26 protein-coding genes and 1 tRNA gene are annotated in these 20,106 nt (G+C 60.8%); 6 read left to right on the top strand and 21 right to left on the bottom strand.

Annotated elements, in window-relative coordinates; genetic code table 11:
• Positions 1–159: 159 nt before the first annotated feature.
• Together AB7P10_RS00310 and AB7P10_RS00305 are read left to right on the top strand one after the other, a co-directional pair.
• Positions 160–1,302: a DNA cytosine methyltransferase gene (locus tag AB7P10_RS00310; protein WP_428291843.1), complete on the top strand. Its 1,143-nt coding sequence runs from the start codon at positions 160–162 to the stop codon at positions 1,300–1,302.
• A complete protein-coding gene (locus tag AB7P10_RS00305) occupies positions 1,299–2,042 on the top strand; it encodes a GIY-YIG nuclease family protein (protein WP_428291842.1) in 744 nt (247 codons plus the stop codon). Before AB7P10_RS00310 ends, AB7P10_RS00305 begins: the two co-directional genes overlap by 4 nt.
• Positions 2,043–2,121: 79 nt before the next feature.
• Here the strand turns inward: AB7P10_RS00305 and AB7P10_RS00300 are convergent, their stop codons facing one another.
• Complete coding sequence (locus tag AB7P10_RS00300) at positions 2,122–2,364, bottom strand: hypothetical protein (RefSeq protein ID WP_428291841.1); 243 nt, start codon at positions 2,362–2,364, stop codon at positions 2,122–2,124.
• Positions 2,365–2,734: 370 nt separating this feature from the next.
• Here AB7P10_RS00300 and AB7P10_RS00295 point away from each other — a divergent pair, with 370 nt between their 5' ends.
• Positions 2,735–3,010 carry a helix-turn-helix domain-containing protein gene (locus tag AB7P10_RS00295; protein WP_428291840.1) on the top strand — a complete coding sequence of 92 codons (276 nt, stop codon included), beginning with the start codon at positions 2,735–2,737 and terminating at the stop codon, positions 3,008–3,010.
• Between the two features lie 153 nt (positions 3,011–3,163).
• Here the strand turns inward: AB7P10_RS00295 and AB7P10_RS00290 are convergent, their stop codons facing one another.
• From AB7P10_RS00290 to petA, 8 genes are all read right to left on the bottom strand, one after another.
• Positions 3,164–3,703, bottom strand: coding sequence for a hypothetical protein (locus AB7P10_RS00290; protein ID WP_428291839.1), 540 nt, complete (start codon positions 3,701–3,703; stop codon positions 3,164–3,166).
• 899 nt (positions 3,704–4,602) lie between these two features.
• A complete protein-coding gene (locus AB7P10_RS00285) occupies positions 4,603–5,829 on the bottom strand; it encodes a tyrosine-type recombinase/integrase (protein WP_428291838.1) in 1,227 nt (408 codons plus the stop codon).
• Between the two features lie 163 nt (positions 5,830–5,992).
• Positions 5,993–6,068 (bottom strand) — tRNA-Thr (locus AB7P10_RS00280).
• A 13-nt stretch (positions 6,069–6,081) separates the two neighbouring features.
• Positions 6,082–6,618, bottom strand: a complete 537-nt coding sequence (locus AB7P10_RS00275; RefSeq protein WP_428291837.1) for a ClpXP protease specificity-enhancing factor — start codon at positions 6,616–6,618, stop codon at positions 6,082–6,084.
• Between the two features lie 43 nt (positions 6,619–6,661).
• Positions 6,662–7,273 (bottom strand): glutathione S-transferase N-terminal domain-containing protein, encoded by a 612-nt coding sequence (locus AB7P10_RS00270; protein ID WP_297654072.1) that lies wholly within the window; start codon positions 7,271–7,273, stop codon positions 6,662–6,664.
• A 115-nt stretch (positions 7,274–7,388) separates the two neighbouring features.
• Entirely contained in the window at positions 7,389–8,144 is a 756-nt protein-coding gene (locus AB7P10_RS00265; protein WP_428291836.1) for a cytochrome c1, read from the bottom strand.
• A gap of 32 nt (positions 8,145–8,176) precedes the next feature.
• A complete protein-coding gene (locus AB7P10_RS00260) occupies positions 8,177–9,577 on the bottom strand; it encodes a cytochrome b (RefSeq protein WP_428291835.1) in 1,401 nt (466 codons plus the stop codon).
• Positions 9,578–9,621: 44 nt separating this feature from the next.
• Positions 9,622–10,230, bottom strand: coding sequence for a ubiquinol-cytochrome c reductase iron-sulfur subunit (gene petA / locus AB7P10_RS00255; protein WP_428291834.1), 609 nt, complete (start codon positions 10,228–10,230; stop codon positions 9,622–9,624).
• A gap of 218 nt (positions 10,231–10,448) precedes the next feature.
• Between petA and mscL the strand changes: the two genes are divergently transcribed.
• The gene (gene mscL / locus AB7P10_RS00250) at positions 10,449–10,883 is read left to right on the top strand and encodes a large conductance mechanosensitive channel protein MscL (protein ID WP_428291833.1); all 435 of its coding nucleotides are present in this window, start codon (positions 10,449–10,451) and stop codon (positions 10,881–10,883) included.
• On the opposite strand, the gene pdxA is transcribed toward mscL, so the two are convergent.
• Positions 10,867–11,910, bottom strand: a complete 1,044-nt coding sequence (pdxA, locus tag AB7P10_RS00245; RefSeq protein WP_428291832.1) for a 4-hydroxythreonine-4-phosphate dehydrogenase PdxA — start codon at positions 11,908–11,910, stop codon at positions 10,867–10,869. The genes mscL and pdxA overlap by 17 nt on opposite strands.
• A gap of 8 nt (positions 11,911–11,918) precedes the next feature.
• Entirely contained in the window at positions 11,919–12,680 is a 762-nt protein-coding gene (locus tag AB7P10_RS00240; RefSeq protein WP_428291831.1) for a Nif3-like dinuclear metal center hexameric protein, read from the bottom strand.
• A 168-nt stretch (positions 12,681–12,848) separates the two neighbouring features.
• Between AB7P10_RS00240 and AB7P10_RS00235 the strand changes: the two genes are divergently transcribed.
• Positions 12,849–13,997, top strand: a complete 1,149-nt coding sequence (locus AB7P10_RS00235) for a S1C family serine protease (protein WP_428291830.1) — start codon at positions 12,849–12,851, stop codon at positions 13,995–13,997.
• A gap of 10 nt (positions 13,998–14,007) precedes the next feature.
• On the opposite strand, the gene tatC is transcribed toward AB7P10_RS00235, so the two are convergent.
• From tatC to hisI, 7 genes are all read right to left on the bottom strand, one after another.
• On the bottom strand, positions 14,008–14,805 hold the full coding sequence (gene tatC, locus AB7P10_RS00230; protein ID WP_428291829.1) for a twin-arginine translocase subunit TatC: 798 nt from the start codon (positions 14,803–14,805) through the stop codon (positions 14,008–14,010).
• Positions 14,805–15,299, bottom strand: a complete 495-nt coding sequence (gene tatB, locus AB7P10_RS00225) for a Sec-independent protein translocase protein TatB (RefSeq protein ID WP_428291828.1) — start codon at positions 15,297–15,299, stop codon at positions 14,805–14,807. The genes tatC and tatB overlap by 1 nt, the downstream gene beginning before the upstream one ends.
• A gap of 93 nt (positions 15,300–15,392) precedes the next feature.
• A complete protein-coding gene (tatA, locus tag AB7P10_RS00220) occupies positions 15,393–15,635 on the bottom strand; it encodes a Sec-independent protein translocase subunit TatA (RefSeq protein WP_428291827.1) in 243 nt (80 codons plus the stop codon).
• Positions 15,636–15,748: 113 nt separating this feature from the next.
• A complete protein-coding gene (locus tag AB7P10_RS00215; protein WP_428291826.1) occupies positions 15,749–16,111 on the bottom strand; it encodes a histidine triad nucleotide-binding protein in 363 nt (120 codons plus the stop codon).
• A gap of 6 nt (positions 16,112–16,117) precedes the next feature.
• Positions 16,118–16,516: a DUF4870 family protein gene (locus AB7P10_RS00210; RefSeq protein ID WP_428291825.1), complete on the bottom strand. Its 399-nt coding sequence runs from the start codon at positions 16,514–16,516 to the stop codon at positions 16,118–16,120.
• 12 nt (positions 16,517–16,528) lie between these two features.
• Positions 16,529–16,903 carry a phosphoribosyl-ATP diphosphatase gene (locus AB7P10_RS00205; protein WP_428291824.1) on the bottom strand — a complete coding sequence of 125 codons (375 nt, stop codon included), beginning with the start codon at positions 16,901–16,903 and terminating at the stop codon, positions 16,529–16,531.
• 11 nt (positions 16,904–16,914) lie between these two features.
• Positions 16,915–17,313, bottom strand: coding sequence for a phosphoribosyl-AMP cyclohydrolase (gene hisI / locus AB7P10_RS00200; protein WP_428292171.1), 399 nt, complete (start codon positions 17,311–17,313; stop codon positions 16,915–16,917).
• 66 nt (positions 17,314–17,379) lie between these two features.
• On the opposite strand from hisI, the gene AB7P10_RS00195 reads away from it, so the two are divergent.
• Positions 17,380–17,877: a hypothetical protein gene (locus AB7P10_RS00195; protein WP_428291823.1), complete on the top strand. Its 498-nt coding sequence runs from the start codon at positions 17,380–17,382 to the stop codon at positions 17,875–17,877.
• Positions 17,878–17,889: 12 nt separating this feature from the next.
• Here the strand turns inward: AB7P10_RS00195 and hisF are convergent, their stop codons facing one another.
• The 3 genes from hisF to hisH are packed head-to-tail and all read right to left on the bottom strand — an operon-like array spanning position 17,890 to position 20,102.
• Positions 17,890–18,669, bottom strand: a complete 780-nt coding sequence (gene hisF, locus AB7P10_RS00190) for an imidazole glycerol phosphate synthase subunit HisF (RefSeq protein WP_428292170.1) — start codon at positions 18,667–18,669, stop codon at positions 17,890–17,892.
• Between the two features lie 2 nt (positions 18,670–18,671).
• Positions 18,672–19,412, bottom strand: a complete 741-nt coding sequence (hisA, locus tag AB7P10_RS00185) for a 1-(5-phosphoribosyl)-5-[(5-phosphoribosylamino)methylideneamino]imidazole-4-carboxamide isomerase (protein ID WP_428291822.1) — start codon at positions 19,410–19,412, stop codon at positions 18,672–18,674.
• Positions 19,413–19,439: 27 nt separating this feature from the next.
• On the bottom strand, positions 19,440–20,102 hold the full coding sequence (hisH, locus tag AB7P10_RS00180) for an imidazole glycerol phosphate synthase subunit HisH (protein WP_428291821.1): 663 nt from the start codon (positions 20,100–20,102) through the stop codon (positions 19,440–19,442).
• Positions 20,103–20,106 lie beyond the last annotated feature (4 nt).

The raw sequence follows: 20,106 nt of genomic DNA, 5'->3' as shown, positions 1-20,106 counted from the left end.
TCGAAAGTACCGTCACTTTGCGTCGCATGCCCGCCAGCGTCGAGAGGAAAAAGGTCGTTGGAAAGCCTCAACGCAGCCTAGCTGCCTTTGCGACGTAGGGCCAAGCAAAACTGTACACGCAACCAGCATTGAGACTCTACAATCCGCGCGGAGGTAACCATGCAAGACAACCGAACCTTTTATGAGTTTTTTGCCGGCGGCGGGATGGCCCGGGCCGGTCTGGGTGACGGTTGGCAATGCCTTTTGGCTAACGATATCAGCCCCATGAAGGCCGCCGCCTACGCGGAGAACTATGGGACCGACCACCTGCATGTCGGAGACATCTACGACCTGAAAGCCGCGAAGCTCCCAGGTCGCGCCGATCTGGCTTGGGGCTCGTTCCCTTGCCAAGACCTTTCGCTTGCGGGCGCGGGCGCAGGTCTGCAGGGCGATCGCTCAGGATGTTTCTGGGGCTTCTGGAAACTCATTCAGGGTTTGAACAAGTTGGGCCGTAAGCCCCCACTGGTAGTGCTTGAGAACGTATACGGCGCTCTTACAAGCCACGAAGGAGCTGACTTCGAAGCCATCGTCAATGCTATTTTGCGCGAGGGCTACGTTGTCGGAGCAATGGTAGTGGACGCTGTGCACTTCGTCCCGCAATCTCGCCCGCGTCTTTTCATCATCGGGGTAAGCAAAGAGTACCGTTTGCCTGACGGTGTAGCTCACAAAGGGCCGGCACCTGCATGGCACCCCGATGCGCTTATTAGGGCATTTAACCGCCTCCCCGCGCGGGCCAAGAAGAGCTGGGTATGGTTCAATCCGCCGGGACCAGAAAAGCTGCTTAAAACCATGGATGACGTGATCGAGCGAGAACCCCAAGGCGTCAAGTGGCACACGCGGACGGAAACAAAGCGCCTTCTTGAAATGATGGTTCCATTGCATCGCGCGAAGGTTCTGAAAGCCCAGTCGGAAGGCCGGCTTACTGTAGGCACCATCTACCGCCGGACGCGTCTTGGCGTTCAACGCGCTGAGGTGCGGTTTGATGGGGTTTCCGGTTGCCTGCGCACCCCATCTGGCGGGTCAAGTCGTCAGACGATCATTGTGGTGGAAGGCGCACGTATACGGACTCGATTGCTGTCGCCTCGCGAAGCAGCAAGGCTTATGGGCTTGGATGACTCCTACAAGCTCCCAGCGAGATACAACGACGCGTATCACGTTGCCGGAGATGGGGTGGTGGTCCCCGTAGTCGCTCATCTTGCTAGACACCTGCTAGAGCCTTTGATGATGGCGAACGCGCGGCAAGCTCAGCGCCGCGCAGCATGACCGCGACACCATCTGACAAGCCGGAAAAAACACCGGCTAAGGACAACACAGTTTCACTTCCTTTCGAGGTCGCCGAACAGATTCAGGCCTTGGCTGAGTTTTTGCGTCAGCCCTATGAATTTGATACCGATGAAGGAACTAGGACCATCCCCTTGGGCACCGTGCAGTGGGGCGTGTATGCATTCTTCGACTACGACTCCGAGCCAATCTATGTTGGCCAGACGAGAGAGAGCCTGTCCTCTCGCATTGGACGCCACCTAACTGGCCGGCGCAGCGACGCAGTCGCCAAAAACATCTTGGATCCGTTCGAGGTTTGCACGGTGCGTGTGTATCCCATGGCGCACCTGCAAGGCAGAAAATCGAGTGACCGAGAAGCGAAAAACCTCATTGACGCCCTAGAACACAAGGTTTTTTCTCAGTTGCTGCTTGCGTCGAAGTTCCAGGCCGTTCTGAATGAAAAGCCTCCGCCTGCCCCGAAGGTCGAGGTTGAGATTCCGACACACCTCGAACGTCGTATTGCCACCCCAAAAATCACAGAGCTAAGGGACCATCCGGACCTCCGCATTGCCCGGCGTGCGCAGACGCTTGCAGCGTTGGCCACAGGCATCAGCGAGCGTCGTGTTGGTCCCGGTATAAGGCAGACCCTGCTGACGCAAGCAAAGCGTCTGCAGTGGCTTGCAGAGCGGCGTGCTGCGGATGCCCCTGCCGGGCCGGCAGATGCCGAGGACGAAGACGCCTAATTGACTTCGGTAGGCTCGCACCTGCAATCTAGGTCGGAGCCTGTTGAAATTGCACGCTACTGCGCCAAGAAGTACCCCCTTATCGCATGCCGCAGACTTTGATAAACGCAGGTGTCATGCCTAGACCTCCACGGTCAATTTCGCCTTGCGATGCGTTGGCAATAAAGTAGACGAACCCGGCATATCCACCGTAGCTATTCTTTGAATTCAGTTCGCCGCAGACCAATGAGCCGTCGGCATGTGAGACGACTCTCACGTCTCTGAACTGCGTGCTAGCGGGATCTTTCAGACCGGCAGCGACCGATTGCTTTGCGCGGTCCATGAATGCCTCCTCTCCCATTGACTTTAGTTGCGTAGCCCCGGTGTTCGCGATTGCGCGAGCGGACGCTAGCACGCGGTTGTACACATCCGTGACCGTCGGGGGTTGCGGCATGGGCTTGTAATTCGAAGGGGCTCGAACCGGTGTGCCGCAGCCTGCGACAAGTGACAACACAGCGAAGGCCAGAGGTAGCGCAAGAGTTTTCATGACTTCGATTTCGGGGATGGCGGAGGGTTGAGTGCAGGCCCGGCAGCCGCCCGCAAGGCGCGAAGACTGCAGCCGGGAAAAATGTCACTGATAGTGAGTGTCATTATAGGGCGTGGCCTTATCGGACTCAAAGTCATAGATTTCCTGCAACTCAGGAAGCTATGAAATGGAGTACAACCCTCCCACACTATTCGGCGCGCGCCTCGCCACCATTCGAAAGGCTCGCGGGTGGTCACAAGAGTTGCTTGCTCTCAAGAGCGGATTAGCCCGGTCCTACGTCGGCGGCATCGAAAGGGGGCAGCGCAATCTGTCACTCATCAATATCTGTGTGCTAGCACATACCCTCGGCGTGCCCCCGAAAGAGTTGCTTGATTTTCTGCCTGCGTATGCTGCGCCTGACGATAGCGCGAAAGAGCCACCAACGGACCAAAAATCTGAGTAGCCCGAAATCGAAATTTAGTGCTACTCAATTTCCTTGTGTTGCACTCTTCAACTGCGAACACAAACGGGCACTGACGCTTATTTTGAAATCGTTTGCAATCGCTCAAACCCGTACATTTTTGCAGAGCATCTGGCAATGTGCGCTTTAATAGACTTAGGAGGTGAATGCAACCTGCAATGCATCCCCGAGTTCTGCCCAGATTGCATCTGCGTCCCACCACGTAGGAGGGGAAGCCTCGCGCACTCTATTGGCAAATTTGGTTCTTTGGCGCTGATCTTCGATAAATGAAAGCGCGGCGTGAACTCCGCGCATTCGGCAAGAATCCAGAAACCAAGAGAACACATGTCCAGTTCCGCGTTCGGCAATTCCACGAATAGTACGAACAGTAAAACCCGCCCAAGGGTTACTCATCCTCAATAGGTCTGGCAAGCTACCTACATCTCGGAGTTGCAACTCGAATCGCACATGCGGTATTGTTCGACGCCCCCGCGCAGGCGGTAAATAGCGCTCCAAAGGATCCGAATTCCCCTCTAATAGGGCATTTTTTAGCTGAACGATTTTATCGTAGACCCGGAGATACTTATCTCCTTTGGCTCTCCCAATTTCTATGGCATTTAGCAACGCAAGCGGACCATATTTGTAGTGACCGGTAAACGCTCTTCGCAACAGTGAAAACACTTGCAAGTCGTTCATGGGTTGCTTCCGCACATCGAAGGCGACATCAATCCTGGTGATGCACATCTCTTCACACCACGACTCATAGTTGAAGTTTGGGACCAACGCAATGAGGAGGTCTACAACTTGATCTGAGCCACGGGCACCTGCTCGACCTGCCTTCTGTGGATTCCAGTCGATACGCAGGAATCTACGGCTTCGTGTAGCCCTACTGGAGAAGGCATTTTCATCACCCCATGGGTGGGCTTGTAGGTAGAGCTTAGCCCCGTTCCCAAACTCGTATGAATACGCCATTCGGTAGTTTGCTCTGAGGTCTCCTCTGTATGCTGGCGTGAGGCGCTCATCGTTTACGAGGGCCTGTATGCGTGCTAATACGTCATCATGAGCATCGCGTGGCACGTCATATGTGAGCGTCAGTCTATCGACGAATAATCTTGTTCTGAATGACATACGACCTGATCCGTGTACGTCTGACCCCCTGATAGACACACGGGGTGTGCAAGCAGCGGGAAATTTGAAATCGTTTGCAAATCGAGGTCTTACCACCTCAGATTTTGGCCACTGATTGGTTAGAGATAAAGCGCTGCTTGGAACAGCCTCTAAGCAATGGCAGAATAGCTTTCGCGAAGGAACTGCTCGATTGCGTCAATGTCGAACAAGGTGACCCTCGCGCTCGCCTTAATTGGCTGAGGAAATCCCTCTTTACTCTTGACCCATAGCCACAGGGTCGAATGCGCAATACCAAAATGCTGCGCTGCCTGTTTTGCGCGCATGAAATTGGAGCGTGGGCGCACTACGTGGCGAGCTCTTGCTGCGATAATCATTGTCTATGTCCTCTATTGAATCAATATGGACATTGTGACAAGGCCGAACTCTCTAGTAAAGACCTCTTGGCAATTAGCGCGATTTTTGCAGCATCAAGCAGCTTTTTTTGAAAAAGGCAAAACGTTGTCGCCTGAGGTTAACGAATCCAGCAAATTTGCCCAATCTTGCATTATTTGCCTGCGCTCATCTAGGAAATCACTCCGCGAATAAGCAGCTACGACTTTGCTCCTCTCGGCATGGTCCAATTGCCTTTCGAGAGCCGGCACTGTCCACCCTCTTTCGGAAAGAAGGCTGCGTGCTGATGCGCGAAATCCGTGCAGGGTCTGACGATCTTGGTAACCCATACGAATCAGCATCCGCCCAATGGTATTTTCGCTCATGAATTTATCGGAACCAGTGTTATTCGGAAAGACGTTCTCTACGTCGCCCACGTACGTTTTGATTTCGAGAAGTAGCGATATTGCCTGTGGACTAAGCGGAACAATGTGCGCTTGATTGAGCCCTTTGCCCATCTTCATTCGAGCGGCGGGGATGCGCCATTCCTTCGCTTCAAAATCGATCTCGCTCCAACGTGCATATCTGAGTTCCTGCGAGCGGACGAACGTCAGTAATGCGAGTTTGGTCGCCATGAGCGTCAGCTTGTCCGCAGAGCGATATTCTTTGAGATCGCGAAGAAACTTCCCAAACTCACGTCGATCGGTGAGTGCCGGTCGATGCTTCACATTTGGCACGGCAATGGTTTTTGCAAGGTCGGCTGCAGGGTTACGTGTTGCCCGCCCCGTTGCGATCGCGTATGCGATGACTTGACTGCAGATGTCCCGAATACGCGTCGCCGTGTAGGCAGCCCCCCTTGCCTCTACCTTTCTGAACAGAGCAAGCAGCTCGGGGGCATCAATCTCTGCAATGGGCCGATTTCCGAGCGTAGGGAATATGTCGCTTTCCATGTGCGTCATATGCTTTTTTGCGGTGACAGTCGCCCATCGCGCCGCTCTCACAGAATGCCAGTCCAATGCGACCGCTTTGAAATTGTTTGCAACGGACTGGGCCGCTTGCCTCCGCGACGAGGTCCTAGCAGCCATCGGGTCCACTCCATCTCGAAGCAGCCTTCGAGCCTCGTCTCTCACGTTCCGAGCAGTTTTAAGGTCAACCTCTGGGTACACCCCCATTGCCATCGTGAGCCTTTTGCCCGCGTACCTGTAATCCCAACGCCAGTACTTCCCGGCCGCCTTCACGAGGAGATATAGCCCTCGCTCATCCGCGAGCTTTTTGGGGCGGTCCTCAAACTTGGCATTGCGGCATGCGGCGTCGGTAAGTGCCATGACGGTATCTCTTCGGCGAGATGTCGCCGGTACCGCCAAAGATACCGCCATTACCGGTCGGACGTCAATGGACGTCTTGAGAGCAATCCGGAGCCTGAGGTCACCTAGTTGATTGATTCAAAAAGGTTTTTTGGCTTGTATTGGACGCTACCGGACAGATGTGTGGTGCCGCTTGTCTGACTCGAACAGACGACCTATCGCTTACAAGACGATTGCTCTACCAACTGAGCTAAAGCGGCAGGACCCGAAATTTTACTTGACCCGTTTCAACTGAGGCTTGCCGCCCGGACGACCTGGGCCAGCGGGCGGTGGCTCGGGAGGGGCGCCATCCTCCGAAGGGGGGGGATCACTCGGAACGGCGCGCAACGCACCTCGCGCAGGCGGGTCAGTGACGCCCTCCCCGCGCGCACTCTCGGCCAACGCCTTGCCCCCGGCCACTGGCTCGGCGGTAATCGCAACAGCTGTCGGAGCAGGGAAAGCCATGCCTTGCCCATTCTCGCGCGCGTAAATGGCTATCACATGGCTGACCGGCACCACGATCTCACGGGCGACCCCTCCGAAACGTGCCTTGAATTCAATGAAGTCGTTGCCAAGCTTGAGTGCGCTGGTGGCCTCCATGCTCACGTTGAGCACGATCTCCCCGTTTTTCACGAACTCCATGGGCACTCGCACTGACCCGTCAACCTGCACCGCGATGTACGGGGAAAACCCGTTGTCGGCACACCACTCGTGCAGTGCCCGAATCAGGTAGGGCCGGGTGGACGGAGCGTCGTGTTCGAAAGCGCTCATGAAAACTTGAGGGTGCGAATCGCCATGCGGGGAAGGGATCAGACTACTTGCGCATGACCTTTTCGGAGGGTGTGAGCGCCTCGATATAGGCCGGGCGGGAGAAAATGCGTTCCGCATACTTGAGCAGGGGGGCCGCATTCTTGCTCAACTCGATGCCGTAAAAGTCCAGCCGCCACAGCAACGGCGCGATCGCCACGTCGAGCATGGAGAAATTGTCACCCAGCATGAACTTGTTCTTCAGGAACACCGGCGCGAGCTGGGTCAGGCGGTCACGGATGTGCGAGCGGGCTTTTTCCAGTGCTTTCTCGTTGCCCTTGGAACTGCGCGACTCCAGCATGGACACATGCGTGAACAGCTCCTTCTCGAAGTTCAGCAGGAACAGGCGCACGCGCGCGCGGTCGACGGGGTCTCCCGGCATCAGCTGAGGGTGGGGAAAGCGCTCATCTATGTACTCGTTGATGATGTTCGACTCATAGAGGATCAGATCGCGCTCGACCAGGATGGGCACCTGCCCATAGGGGTTCATGACGCCGATGTCCTCGGGTTTGTTGTAAAGATCAACGTCCCGGATTTCGAAATCCATACCCTTCTCGAACAAGACGAAACGGCAGCGGTGGGAGTAAGGGCAGGTGGTACCCGAATACAAGACCATCATGAGGGAGTCTCCTTAAAGCAAAAAACAGTGGCTTGCGAACATGCCGGAACGGCACTGCAAACCACTGTGGAACGGTCGAGGAGGCCATTGAAGCGCCCCCCAATCCGTCTCGGACCTATTTGACGTCTTTCCAGAACGACGCATTCAGACGCCAGGCGACCACGGTGAAAGCCGCCAGGAACAGCAGCACCCAGACGCCGATGCGCACGCGCGAATTCTGGGCCGGCTCAGCCATCCACTGCAGATAGGCCACCAGATCACCGACGTTGTCGTCGTAGGCGGCCTCGCTCAAGGTACCGGCCTTCACGGTGGTCCAGCCTTTGACGCGCTCCACCTCATGGCCATGGCTCTCGACCTTCTCGTAAACAGGGCGGCGTTCACCTTGCAATTCCCACAGGGGGTGAGGCATGCCGATATTCGGAAACGCCAGATTGTTCCAACCCGAGGGCTTGGTCTCGTCGCGGTAGTAACTGCGCAACAAGGTGTAGACATAGTCTGCACCGGTGCCGGCATGGCTGGAACGCGAACGAGCGATCAAGGTGAGGTCGGGTGGGTTGGCGCCGAACCAGGCTTTGGCCTGACGCGGATCGATCGCCGCCTTCATCGTGTCACCGATCTTGTCGGTGGCAAAAGTGAGGTTTTCTGCGATCTGCTTGTCGTTGAGGCCGATGTCGCGCAGACGGTTGTATCGCATGAAGGCTGCCGAATGGCAGCTCAGGCAGTAGTTGACAAACAACTTGGCACCGTTCTGCAGCGCTGCCATGTCATTGGTGCGCTGGGGTGCCTTGTCCAGCGGAATGCCGCCGCCAGCGGCCAGCGCCGCACCCGACATGCCCAGGGCCAGCATGAAGCCCACGAGGATCTTTTTCATTTGCTTGAATCTCCGGATTGGCTCTGTGGGGTTCAATGGGGCTGAAAGGTCACGCGGTCTGGCACCGGCTTGAATTCACCGAGGCGGCTCCACCAGGGCATCAGAAGGAAGAAGCCGAAGTAGAAAAGCGTACCCACTTGCGACACGCGCTCGCCGATCGGCGAGGGTGGTTGCACACCGAGATAGCCCAGGATCAGGAAGTTGATCACAAAGACTGTGTAGAGCCAGAAGTTCCAGCGCGGGCGGTAGCGAATCGACTTGACCGGGCTGTTGTCGAGCCAGGGCAGGAAGAAGAGGATGATGACCGCGCCGCCCATGGCAACGACGCCCCAGAACTTGGCATCGATCGACAGCATGAGCGCCACCAGCACCAGCGCAGCGACCACGATGCCGGCCTTGATCGCGCCGGAGACCTTGGCCTTGATGGCACCCAGCACTGCCGCCACGATGACGATTGCGACCAGTGCGTACATCATCTCCGTGGTGATGGCGCGCAGCATCGAATAGAACGGCGTGAAATACCAGACCGGTGCAATGTGCAGCGGGGTTACCAGCGGGTCAGCCGGGATGAAGTTGTTGTACTCAAGGAAATACCCACCGAACTCGGGGGCAAAGAAGATGATGGCCGAGAACACCATCAGGAAGACGGACACGCCGAGCAGGTCGTGGACGGTGTAGTACGGGTGGAACGGAATGCCGTCCAGCGGCTTGCCCGACGCGTCCTTGGTGGCCTTGATTTCCACGCCATCGGGGTTGTTGGAGCCCACTTCGTGCAGCGCGATGATGTGCGCCACCACAAGGCCAAGCAGCACCAGCGGCACGGCGATGACGTGGAAGCTGAAGAAACGGTTGAGCGTGGCGTCACCGACCACGAAGTCACCACGGATCAGCAGGGCCAGGTCCGGGCCCACGAAGGGAATGGCGGAGAACAGGTTGACGATCACCTGGGCACCCCAGTACGACATCTGACCCCAGGGCAGCAGGTAGCCCATGAAGGCTTCAGCCATCAGGCACAGGAAGATCGCGCAGCCGAACACCCATACCAGCTCGCGTGGCTTGCGATAGCTGCCGTAGATCAGACCACGGAACATGTGCAGATAGACCACAACGAAGAACGCAGAGGCGCCCGTGGAGTGCATGTAGCGGATCAGCCAGCCCCAGGGCACGTCGCGCATGATGTACTCGACCGACGCGAACGCCAGATTGGCGTCGGGCTTGTAGTGCATGACAAGGAAGATGCCCGTCACGATCTGGATCACGAGCACCAGCAGGGCCAGCGAGCCGAAGAAGTACCAGAAGTTGAAGTTCTTTGGGGCGTAGTACTCGGCCAGGTGCTCGTTGTAGAGCTTGGACAGGGGGAACCGGTTGTCGATCCAGTTCAGTGCTTTCTGACCGATCGGCGCGTCGGGGGATATTTCTTTGAATTCAGCCATGGAATGCCTCTGTAATCCGTTGCGTTGCCTGCCAGCGCTGGGGCTCAGGCTTGTTTCTCTTCGCCCACCAGCAAGGTGGTGTCGGACAGGTAGTAGTGCGGAGGCACTTCCAGGTTGTCGGGAGCCGGTTTGTTCTTGAACACGCGGCCGGCCACGTCGAAGGTGGAGCCATGGCAGGCGCAGAGGAAGCCGCCTTTCCAGTCGTCAGGCAGCGAAGGCTGCGGGCCCGGCGTGAGCTTGTCACCCGGCGAGCAGCCCAGGTGGGTGCAGATGCCCACCACCACCAGGTACTCGGGTTTGATCGAACGCTGCGTGTTCTTCGCGTAGTCCGGCGTGGGGTAGTTGGTGCGCTCGGAATTCGGGTCGGCCAACTGGCTGTCGAGGGATTCCAGGGCCGCCAGTTGCTCCGGCGTGCGGCGCAGGATCCACACCGGCTTGCCACGCCATTCCACCACGAGCTTTTCGCCTGGCTGGATGCCGGACACATCCACTTCGACAGGCGCGCCCGCGGCCTTGGCCCGCTCGGACGGCTGGAAGGTGCTCACGAAGGGAACGGCGACGGCGGCGGCACCCGCGCCACCCATGGCGCAAGAGGTGATCAGCCAGGTTCTGCGGCCGCGATCAACAGTCGCACCGGCGGTAGCTTCACTCATGGGGATCTTTCAATGAGGGTCGAGACGGGACACTAGGGACAACCCGGCATTGTACTGGAGCGTCTGCGGGGCTTTGCCGCTTGCCGGGGCGCGGGACTGGGCTATTGGCCCTCGGGCGTTGCGCTCGATGATGCGCGGTTGCGCACGCGTGCCTGTGTGAGAATGCCCGCACATTCCCGTCCATCCCGCAACCCGACTTCTACTTCTGGAGAACAACCATGGGCATGATGCAAGAGTTCAAGGAATTTGCCGTCAAGGGCAACGTGATCGATCTCGCAGTGGGCGTGATCATCGGTGGCGCCTTCGGCAAGATCGTCACCTCCATGGTGGAGGACGTGATCATGCCCATCGTGGGAGCGGTATTCGGCAACCTGGACTTCACCAACCTGTTCATCGCGCTGGGCAAGGTGCCCGAGGGCACGGCCCCCACACTGGCGGCATTGAAGGCCGCAGGCGTGCCCACCCTGGCCTACGGCAACTTCATCACGGTGGCGCTGAACTTCGCCATCATGGCGTTCATCATCTTCGTCATGGTCAAGCAGATCAACCGCCTCAAGCGCGAAGCGCCACCTGCCCCTGCTGAGCCACCGGCTACGCCGGAAGACGTTGTCCTGTTACGCGAGATCCGCGACAGCCTCAAGAGCCCGAGGTAGCCGCCAGGGCCGCGTCGATCGCGGCCAACAGGCTGGTGGGGCTGGCTTGGCCGGTGCCCGCGAGATCGAAGGCCGTGCCGTGGTCCGGGCTGGTTCGCACAAATGGCAGCCCAAGCGTGGTGTTCACGCCGTGCTCAAGCCCTAGCAGCTTCACCGGTATCAGCCCCTGATCGTGGTACATCGCGACCACCACATCGAAAGCACCCTGCCGCGCGCGCATGAACACCGTATCGGGCGCGTGGGGCCCGCTGACCAGCACGCCGTCGCGCCGCGCCCGCTCGATGGCCGGGCCAATGGCCTCGATTTCCTCCCGCCCGAACAGACCACCCTCCCCCGCATGGGGGTTGAGGCCGGCGACGGCAATGCGCGGCGCGTCCAGGCCGGCCCGCTGGAAGTGGGCGTGCGTGATTCGAATGGTTTGAAGCACCTGCTCCTGCGTGACTGCACGCAAGGCTTGTTGCAGGGAGAGGTGAATGCTCACGAGCACCGTGCTCAGCCCGGGGCAACTGAGCATCATGCGCACCGGAAGGGTGGACTCCGGCACGCCCGCGTGCGCCGCGGCGAGTGATTGCAGCAACTCGGTATGCCCGGGGTGGTCCACGCCCGCTGCGGCCAGCGCCTCCTTGTGAATGGGCGCCGTCACCACCGCGCGGGCCTCGCCAGACAACGCGGCCTGCGCAGCCCAGCGAACGCAGTCGGCGGCCGCGCGCCCGGCAAGGGCGTCAATGTGCCCCAGCGTCGCCGGCTCGGGCAGCACGCAGGCCTGTACCGCCGCCATGCAATTGGGCGGCACATCGCCAACGGCGTGCAGCCGGTCGATTTCGGCCAGCATCAGGCACTCCTCGGCCGACCCCGCGTGTGGCGCTGTGATGCGCAATGCGCGGTGCAGGGTGGCGACGTCACCGGCGACAACCAGTCGCCGCCGCAAGTCGGGCCGCTCGCGCAAGGCCTTGACCACGATTTCCGGACCAATGCCCGCAGGGTCTCCCATGGTGAGCACAAGCGGCAGAGGTTTGGGGGTCGACATGGTCCGCCTCAGGCCGGGTTGGGGATGTCGATGAACACGTGCTCGAGGCCCAGCGCCGCCGCCACATGCGCCCCCACGGCCGGGGCGCCATAGCGCTCCGACGCGTGGTGGCCGCAGGCGATGTAGGCCACCCCGCATTCGCGCGCGTAGTGGGCCTGGGGCTCCGAGATCTCACCGGTGATGAAGGCGTCGGCCCCCGCTGCGATGGCCGCCTCGAAGTAGCCCTGCGCACCCCCGGTGCACAGCGCCACATGACGCACCGGGTGGTCGGGCCCGGCCACCAGCGTGACCGGGCGCCCCAGCACTGCGGCGACATGGTCGGCCAGGGCAGACGCCGAATCGCTTCGCCGTTCGCCCAGAAAACCCATCGATTGTTCGCCAAAGCGGCCTCGGGCATCGTCGTAAACCGCGACACCCAGCAAGCGCGCGAGTTGCGCGTTGTTGCCCAGCTCGGGGTGGGCATCCAGTGGCAGGTGGTACGCCAGCAGGTTGATGTCGTGCGCCAGCAGCAGCGAGAGGCGCTGCTTCATCCAGCCGGTCACTCGCCCATCCTGTCCGCGCCAGAACAGGCCGTGGTGCACCAGGATGGCATCGGCACGCTCGGCAATCGCCGCCTCGATCAGGGCCCGGCTTGCGGTCACACCACTGACAAGCCGCCGGACCTCGGCACGGCCCTCGACCTGCAGTCCGTTCGGCCCATAGTCCTTGAACCGCTCAGGGGTGAGCAACCGATCCAATGTGTCGACCAGGTGGGTGCGCGAGGTGGTCATGGGCCAAGTGTCGATTCCGGGGACGAGCCCGCATTCTGACACCGGTCCCGCAACGAGGACGGCTGCGCCGGCCGGGGTTGAAGCCTGCGTCCGGCCTCCCATATGCAGGACAATACCGCTTGTGCGCGAACCCCTCCGGTTCGGCCTGACCACCCTGCCCGCTCGCCCATGAAACGTCTCTGGCTTCTGTTCACACAAACCGTCACTGTGCTGGTGGCCGCCTTGTTCGTGGTGAGCACGCTGCAGCCCCAGTGGCTGGGCCGTCAGGCCGCCGTGGTACCGGTGTTCGAGGCGCCTGCGCCGGGCGTGGCGGCCCCGGTCGAAGGCACCGGGAGCTTCCGCGCTGCCGCGCGCACGGCATCGGCGGCGGTGGTGAGCATCAACACCAGCAAGGCGCCGGTCAACAACCCGCAAAGTGCAGACCCCTGGTTCCGCTTCTTCTTCGGCGACCAGACGCCATCGCAGCAGCAAAGCGGGCTGGGTTCGGGCGTGATTGTGAGCCCGGCCGGCTATGTGCTGACCAACAACCACGTGATCGAGGAAGCGGACGAGATCGAGGTCATCCTCAATGATGGGCGCAAAGCCGTGGCCAAGGTAATCGGCACCGACCCCGAAACCGACCTGGCGATCCTCAAGATCGATCTGACCGACCTCCCTGTCATCACACTGGGCAACTCGGACGCGCTGGAGATCGGGGATCAGGTGCTGGCGATCGGCAATCCATTCGGCGTGGGTCAGACCGTCACCAGCGGCATCGTGAGTGCGCTGGGCCGCACGCAACTGGGCATCAACACCTTCGAGAACTTCATCCAGACCGACGCTGCCATCAACCCCGGCAATTCCGGTGGTGCCCTCGTCGACGTGCGAGGCCAGCTGATGGGCATCAACACGGCAATCTACTCGCGCTCCGGCGGCTCCATGGGGATCGGGTTCGCCATCCCAACCTCGACCGCGCGCAGCGTGATGGACGCCATCGTGAAGGACGGCAAGGTCACGCGCGGCTGGATCGGGGTGGAGCCACAGGACCTGAGCCCCGAACTCGCCGAAAGTTTCGGCATGCAACCCGGCACCGGCGTCATCATCAGCGGCGTGCTGCAAAACGGCCCCGCAGCGCAGGCCGGGGTTCGCCCGGGTGACGTGATCACTGCAGTGGCTGGCCGACCTGTCACCAACGTTGCCCAACTCCTGTCGGCCGTGGCCAGTCTGGCGCCCGGCACGCCCGCCACGCTTGACGTGGTGCGACGGGAAGGCAAGGCAAAGATCGAGGTCATCCCGGGCCGGCGCAACCTGCCACGCCAGCAGTTGCTCCCCCGCTGACCCGCATCGATCAGGACGCGGTTTCTTCCTCTTTTGCCTCTTCGTCGGTCCTGGCCGACGACTTGACAAACCATCGCGCGCCCCAGATACCCAGTTCATACAACAGGCACATCGGCACCGCGAGCGCCAACTGCGATATCACGTCGGGCGGCGTGACCACTGCGGCGATAACGAACGCAACCACGATAAAGTAGCCGCGGAAATCCTTGAGCTTCTGAACCGATACCATGTTCATCCTGACCAGCAGGACCACGACAATGGGCACCTGAAAGGCCAGACCGAATGCCAGATACAGGGAGAGGATCGCTTCGACGTAGGAGGCGATATCAGGCGTGGCCGCCACGCTGGCGGGCGTGAACTGCTGAATGAAGCCAAACATCTTGTCGAGCACGAAGAACTGCACGAAAGCAATGCCCACATAGGCCAGCAGGCTGCCCATGACGATCAGCGGAACCGCAAAGCGCCGCTCGTGGCTGTAGAGCCCAGGCGCCACGAAGGCCCAGACCTGGTACATCCACCAGGGCAATGACAGCAGCAAGGCAGCCATCGCCAGCACCTTGATCGGCACGAAAAAGGGTGAAAACACTCCCACGGCAATCAGCTTGGCGTCGGGCGGCATGTGCGCCCGTATCGGCACCGCGATCAGGTCGATCAGCCCGCTGGGGCCTGGCCACACGGCCAGCAAGGCCATGCAGATCGCCAGACCGATGATGCCGTACAGCAGCCGGTCGCGCAGCTCCATCAAGTGCTGGACGAACGGCTGCTCGGTACCGGCGAGCTCGTCGGTGGAATCTTTGGGGTCGGACATCAACGGGGAGCAGAAGTTGAGCGGGGCCGGAAACGGGCCACGCGGGCCGCACCTGATTGCGTGCGTGTGCGCACGCCAGTACGGGCCTTGAACCACTGGGGCATGGCCTTCTGCTTGATGCGCCAGTTCTTTTTGGGGTGTTTGTAGATCGGCGGGGCTTCGAGCGAGCCCAGGGGAGCATTGGCGTCGTACGACGAGGTCGTTCCGTCCAGGCCGGCGGTGGCATCCGACCAAGATTTCTCGAAGTCACTGGTGCCACTCTGCACCGAGTTCTCGACATCGCGCGCCGCCTCTGTCACCGTATCCTTCATTTTCTTGAGTTCTTCCAGCTCCATCGAACGGCTGACCTCGGCCTTGACGTCGGACACATAGCGCTGCGCCTTGCCCAGCAAGGCGCCAACAGTGCGGGCCACGCGAGGCAATTTTTCGGGCCCGATGACGATCAACGCCACCGCCCCGATGAGGGCGAGCTTGGAAATGCCCAGATCAATCATGTATCGGCCGTTTTGCGGGCAAGGTCGGAGAAGCGGTCAACCGGGAGGTGTGCGCAAGGGGGCGCGCAGGCATGCTCCCGTGCAACGAGGAGATCAGCTCTTCTGCTTGGCCTCGACGTCGATGGTGTTTTTGTCGGCGCGGGTGTCCTGCGCCACCTGCCCAGCCGGCGCGCTGGCATTGTCGGTCGGGTTTTGCCCGCCTTCCTTGATGCCATCCTTGAAACCCTTGACGGCGCCACCCAGATCGGACCCGATGTTCTTGAGCTTCTTGGTCCCGAACACCATCACCACGATCAGCAGCACGATCAGCCAGTGCCAGATTGAGAACGAACCCATGAGTTTCTCCAGATAGGGAAATGAAGCGACATTCGCTATGAATGGGATTCTAAGCCCGGGTGGGAGTTCAGCCCGCTCGAGTTGCCCTGATGCCAGGGCCTCTCGCAAGGCGATCAGCCGCGCAACCAGGGGCGGGGGCCGCCCATCACGTGCACGTGCAGGTGGTGAACCTCCTGCCCCCCCTCGACACCGTTGTTGCACACGATGCGAAATCCGCCCTCGGGGTACGGATTGCAGCCCTGCTCGAGCGCCAGACGGGGCGCGAGCGTCATGATGCGGCCCATGAGCCGCTCGTGCTCGGCGCCCAGCTGCGCCATGGACGGTATGTGCTCCTTGGGTACCATGAGAAAGTGCACTGGCGCCCAGGGATGAATGTCGTGAAAGGCGTAGATGTCCTCGTCCTCGTACACCTTTCTGGACGGAATCTGGCCGGCGATGATCTTGCAGAAGATGCAGTTGGGATCGTGTGCGCTCATGGGAGTCTACGTTGCCCGATCAGGCATGGGTTGGCTGGCGTTCATTCGCACCATGCCCTTGACGATGCGGTAAAGGAACCAGATGGAAATCAGGCACCAGGCGATCCAGCCCGGGATGAAGAACAGCAACCACAGCGGCAGCGTCACCAGGTAGAGCAAGGCCGCCCAGATCACGGTGCGGATGCGCCATGAAAAATGGCTCGCCTGCCACGTGCCCTCGGCGTCACCCTTCTTTACCAGGTCGATGATCAGCGCCACGAGCAGCACCACTGGACTGGCCTGGGCGCCGGGCAGCACGGCCGCCACCGCCACCACCAGGTGCAGGATGTAGCTGATCCAGCCCACGGTCTTGAGGGACTGGGCCATTTCGCTGTCCACAGCTTTGACGTCAATGATGTCGCTCATGAGCACACTCCTTCAATCCGCATCCGTGTCGTTTTCGCGCTGGCGCACCTTGCGCATCGCCTTTTCCTCCAGGCCGCTGAGGCCTTCGCGGCGCACCAGCTCTGCCACCACATCGGCCGGCCCCAGGTTGTAGTGGGCCAGCGCGATCATGCAGTGGAACCACAGGTCGGCGGTTTCGTTCACAAACTTCTGCCGGTCGCCACCGTGGTCGGCGTCCTTGGCCGCCATGACAGTCTCGGTGGCCTCTTCACCAATTTTTTTCAGGAAGCTATCGGGGCCCTTGTGCAACAGCCTCGCCACGTAGCTCTTCTCGGGGTCGCCGCCATTGGCCGGCTTGCGGCTTTCGATCACGGCGGCCAGTCGCGCCAGGTCGTCGGTGGAGGACATGCTCTGATGGGTCACTTGTAAATGGATTCGGGGTCCTTGAGCACCGGCTCGACCGCGCGCCAGCCACCACCCTCGAAGCGCTGGAAAAAGCAACTGTGGCGGCCGGTATGGCAGGCGATCCCAGGCTCATGCCCGAGTTGCGTCACCTTGAGCAGCACCACGTCGTTGTCGCAGTCCATCCGGATGTCGTGCACGGTCTGCACATGGCCCGATTCCTCACCCTTGAACCACAGCCTGTCGCGCGAACGGCTGTAGTACACGGCGCGCCCGAGTTCCGCGGTTTTCTGGAGGGCCTCGCGGTTCATCCAGGCGAACATCAGCACATCGCCCGTGGCGTTCTCCTGCGCGATCACCGGCACCAAGCCTTGCGCGTCCCACTTCACTTCATCAAGCCAATTCATGGCGGGAATCTACCATGGGCACCCAGGCGGTACCATGACCCGCGTCGTCTCCTGACGGCGCAATGAAGGAATCCCATGAAAGTCCGTACCTTGCTCCTGGTTCTCTTCATCCTGTTCATCGCGGGTTTCGTCGCCCTGAACTTCGAACAGATCCTGCAACCCACCGCGCTCAATTTTGGTTTCACAGAAGTGCTGGCGCCTATGGGACTTGTGCTTCTGGGCATGCTGGCGCTGGTGCTGGTGGTGTTTCTCGCCGCGCTGGTGTACTACCAGACCATGCACCTCGTGGAGATGCGCCGCGTCACGCGCGAGGTGAACGAGCAGCGCCAGCTCGCCGACAAGGCCGAGGCCTCTCGCTTCACCGAGCTGCGGCACTATCTTGAGGGCGAACTGCAGGCCGCGGCCACCCGTGAACGGACCCTGTCGGAGCAATTGCACCAGAAGCTGGAGCAGGTCCAGGTTGCGCTCACCCAGGCCGTCGAGCAGACGGGCAATGGTCTGGCCGCGGCCGTGGGTGAGCTGGAAGATCGCCTTGAGCGGCAGTTCCCGCCCCAAGGAGGCGACCGGCTGTGAAACGCCGGCACGTCAAAGGCGAACAGGGATTCCGCGTTCGGCCATGCGCGCCTTGGCCTGTGCCACGGTGAATTCGCCGTAATGGAAGATGCTGGCGGCCAGCACGGCGTCGGCACCACCCTGCTGCACGCCGTCGGCGAGGTGATCCAGATTGCCCACACCACCCGAGGCGATCACGGGCACGCTGACCGCGTCGGCCACCGCGCGCGTGAGGGCGAGATCGAATCCGGACTTGGTGCCATCGCGGTCCATGCTGGTGAGCAGGATCTCGCCCGCGCCGAAGTCTGCCATCTGGCGAGCCCACGCAACCGCATCGAGGCCCGTGTTCTTACGCCCCCCATGGCTGTACACGTCCCAGCCCTCACCGCGCTGCGCCAGATCATCACCTTGACGGCGCTTGGCGTCGATCGCAACCACGATGCACTGCGCACCGTATTTGTCGGAGGCGTCCCGGATCACCTGCGGGTTGGCGATGGCAGCCGAATTGAAACTGGTCTTGTCGGCCCCGGCGTTGAGCAGGCGGCGCACGTCTTCCACCGTGCGCACGCCACCGCCCACGGTCAGCGGGATGAAGACCTGCGAGGCCACGGCCTCGATGATGTGCAGGATCAGGTCACGCCCGTCGGATGTGGCGGTGATGTCCAGGAAGGTGAGCTCGTCGGCACCCTGATCGTTGTAGCGGGCGGCGATCTCCACGGGGTCGCCCGCGTCACGCAATTCGACGAAGTTGACGCCCTTGACGACTCGGCCGCCGGTGACGTCCAGGCAGGGAATGATCCGCTTAGCCAGCATGCTCATCCATTGAGTTCATCCGCCAGGTTCTGCGCCGTTTCGAAATCCAGATCGCCGCTGTAGATCGAACGGCCGCAAATCACGCCTTCGACGCCCTCGTCCTCCACGGCGCACAGCGCTCGAATGTCTTCGAGGTTGGACAGGCCGCCCGAGGCGATGACCGGAATCGAGAGCGCTTGCGCCAGCTTGACCGTTGCCTCGATGTTGATGCCCGAGAGCATGCCGTCGCGACCGATGTCGGTGTAGATGATGCCTTCGACGCCGTAGTCCTCGAACTTCTTGCCCAGGTCGACGACTTCGTGACCGGTCAGCTTGCTCCAGCCGTCGGTGGCGACCTTGCCGTCCCTGGCATCGAGACCAACGATGATGTGCCCCCCGAACGCGGTGCAGGCATCCTGCAGGAAGCCCGGATTCTTCACCGCCGCCGTGCCGATGATCACGTAGCGCAGGCCCGCGTCGAGATAGCGTTCGATGGTGTCGAGATCGCGGATGCCGCCACCCAGCTGCACGTCGACCTCGGCCCCGACTTCCTTCAGGATGGCGCGGATGGCCTGCTCGTTCTTCGGCTTGCCGGCGAAGGCCCCGTTCAAGTCCACCAGATGCACCCGTCGCGCGCCCTTGCTGACCCAACTGCGGGCCATGGCCGCCGGGTCCTCGCCAAACACCGTGGATTGGTCCATGTCGCCCTGTTTGAGGCGAACGCACTGGCCGTCTTTCAGATCAATGGCAGGAATCAGCAACATGATGGTGTGAATGCAAGGCGGGTGGACTCAGGGATTCCAGGAGAGAAAGTTGCGATAGAGCGCCAGCCCCTGGTCGGCGCTCTTTTCCGGATGGAACTGGGTGGCAAAAATATTATCGCGGGCGATGGCTGCGGCAAAGCGACCGCCATAGTCTGCCTCGCCCACGCTGCTCATGGCCAGCGCCGGCCGAGCATAGAAGCTGTGCACAAAATAGAAATAGGCTCCATCCCCGATACCGGCCCACAGGGGGTGAGTCGCACCACGCCCGAGTTCATGGAACACCTGGTTCCAGCCCATCTGGGGCACCTTGAAGCGGCTGCCATCGGCCTGTCGTCGGCCCTCGAGCTGGAAGCGCACCACCTCGCCAGGAATCAGACCCAGCCCTTGGGTGGGGCCCTCCTCGCTTCGGTCCAGCAGCATCTGCATGCCCACGCAGACGCCGAACAGCGGCTTGTGCGCGGCGGCGTGCAGCACGGCCTCCTGCAGCCCGGAGGCAGCGAGCTCGCGCATGCAGTCGCCCATATGGCCCTGGCCAGGAAGGACCACGCGGTCGGCATCGCGCACGGCCTGTGCGTCGGACGTGACCAGCACCTCCACGCTTTCGGCATGCGCCACGTGCCGCACGGCCTGCGACACGGAGCGCAGGTTCCCGCTGCCGTAGTCCACCACGGCGACTGTCTTGCGTTTCATCGGA

Origin of the sequence: Hydrogenophaga sp., assembly GCF_050182545.1 — a bacterium.
GTDB lineage: Bacteria > Pseudomonadota > Gammaproteobacteria > Burkholderiales > Burkholderiaceae_C > Hydrogenophaga.
The sequence above is the reverse complement of the archived record's forward strand: the minus strand, read 5'-3'. Positions and strand labels throughout refer to the sequence as shown.